We start from the raw sequence: 1,622 nt of genomic DNA, 5'->3' as shown, positions 1-1,622 counted from the left end.
GCGTTACGCTGGGCTAACGCACCGCATAATTATAGCATTCTGCATAAATTAAGAAGCCTCAACCATGAGTATTTTTTGGTTGTACCATATTTTTAACATAGCGCAATCTTTAAAGTATTCTTTACAGGTTTCTTGGGATTGAGTGCTGCTTTTAAGTTCAGATATAGCCAGTTTCCAAGACATCTCGTTAATGACTTTGGAGAGTTCTTCAGTAACCAAGTAATATCTGGAGTTTGGATGTAGAAGATTTTTAGCACCTGTACCTAATAATTTTTCTAACTTAGGATCGTTAGCGCTTAGAGAGATAGTGATTTCTTCTATCGGTTCAAAAAATAAGTCATAAGTGGTTTCATCAATGTTTGATTTTTCTTGGCCAAGACCTGCTTTTAGCATTCTCAAAATAGTTTCAATATCAAAACTTTGGATGACTTTAGCATCAAAGCACTTAATTCGGTGAAAGTGAAGACTTTGCGACATATTTTTACTTCCTGGCTTGCTTGATGTATGCAACTAATTCCGGTAAGCTATTTACTTTTTCCAAAGCTCTAATCAGCCTATCTACTGAATCACAATCATAATATTGTATATCTACACTAGGGCAATTTTCTTTTAGCTTTTCTAAGACAGCTTCATTACTACTATCAACACGATTAACAGGAAATACATAACGAAATCCACTAGGTCGATGACGGTTCAATAAATTTTTAGCATCTCTTGTCCAACTTCTCAGGCTGTTATTATTGAGAGGGCCATCTTTGTTTTCGGGAGAAGATTTACACTCATAAATGTAATTTCCATCTTTAAAGTATAATGGTTCCATTTGATCGCTCTCAAGGCAATATTTATATTGCCAATAATTGGTGGTATCTGTTGGGAAAAGAAATCAGGCTTATTTTTTACGAAAATGAGCCTTAACAGTAAATTTATTACCTAATTTGCTAACTCGACTATGTTGCGTAATAGCAATTATCTTACCATTTAATAAGCCTATAATTAAATCATCTGCCTCTTTAGACAAAGCAACAAAATCTGCACTGCGTTCATTATCTCTTAAATTGTCTACATAATCAATGCCTGGTTTCATACCAAACTGTTGCATTAAATCTTTCAAAATAGATTTGAAAGTTTGGTCGATAACTTTCCCTTTATCAAAAGGGTTTAATGTTTGCCAATCTGGTAACATTTCCAGTGCTTGACTTAAAGCTGTTTTAATTCCATCAAATCCAAACGCTGACATAGACAATCTCTGATTAGTATGTATTAGTTTTATGGAATTTTCCCACCATCGGGAAATGCTGGATGAGCGTGAAAAACTGCTTTTTTCCAATCATAAACTAGCCAACCTCAGCCTTTACTAAGTTAAGGCTGCAATTTAAGCTAGGATCTGGCTAGGAAAAATTTTATGAAGAACCCTTGCTATGCCATCCAACAATGAACAATTTACCGAAGCGGCTAACCACTGGGACTTAGAAACGCTGTATACAGACTTAGCTTCGGCTAAGGGAAAACGCCTGACATCTGTTGAGAAGCTACATTTGCGGGGCTTGCTTTGTGGCTACAGTCCCGCCGAAATAGCTCAAATACTTCATAAAAGTATTAAGGGTGTTGAAAGCGAAGTATGT

Annotated in this window: 3 protein-coding genes and 1 pseudogene; 1 reads left to right on the top strand and 3 read right to left on the bottom strand. The window is 35.8% G+C overall.

Going from position 1 to position 1,622, the window contains the following annotated elements:
- Positions 1 to 48 precede the first annotated feature (48 nt).
- The 3 genes from H6S82_RS32165 to H6S82_RS32155 form a co-directional block, all read right to left on the bottom strand.
- Positions 49 to 477, bottom strand: a complete 429-nt coding sequence (locus H6S82_RS32165; protein ID WP_190464139.1) for a hypothetical protein — start codon at positions 475 to 477, stop codon at positions 49 to 51.
- 4 nt (positions 478 to 481) lie between these two features.
- The gene (locus H6S82_RS32160; protein WP_190464138.1) at positions 482 to 820 is read right to left on the bottom strand and encodes a hypothetical protein; all 339 of its coding nucleotides are present in this window, start codon (positions 818 to 820) and stop codon (positions 482 to 484) included.
- Positions 821 to 889: 69 nt separating this feature from the next.
- Positions 890 to 1,237 carry a hypothetical protein gene (locus tag H6S82_RS32155; RefSeq protein WP_190464137.1) on the bottom strand — a complete coding sequence of 116 codons (348 nt, stop codon included), beginning with the start codon at positions 1,235 to 1,237 and terminating at the stop codon, positions 890 to 892.
- 181 nt (positions 1,238 to 1,418) lie between these two features.
- On the opposite strand from H6S82_RS32155, the pseudogene H6S82_RS32150 reads away from it, so the two are divergent.
- Positions 1,419 to 1,622, top strand: a pseudogene (locus H6S82_RS32150) (helix-turn-helix domain-containing protein); the annotation flags it as partial.

The organism is Planktothrix sp. FACHB-1355, assembly GCF_014748295.1.
In the GTDB taxonomy this organism is placed as follows: Bacteria; Cyanobacteriota; Cyanobacteriia; order Cyanobacteriales; family Aerosakkonemataceae; genus Aerosakkonema; species Aerosakkonema funiforme_A.
Note: the sequence above shows the minus strand (reverse complement) of the source record. Positions and strands in the feature narration are given on the sequence as shown.

Coding starts and splice junctions, on each gene's coding strand:
- H6S82_RS32165 (WP_190464139.1), bottom strand. CDS start 477: ATGTCGCAAAGTCTTCACTTTCACCGAATTAAGTGCTTTGATGCTAAA.
- H6S82_RS32160 (WP_190464138.1), bottom strand. CDS start 820: ATGGAACCATTATACTTTAAAGATGGAAATTACATTTATGAGTGTAAA.
- H6S82_RS32155 (WP_190464137.1), bottom strand. CDS start 1,237: ATGTCAGCGTTTGGATTTGATGGAATTAAAACAGCTTTAAGTCAAGCA.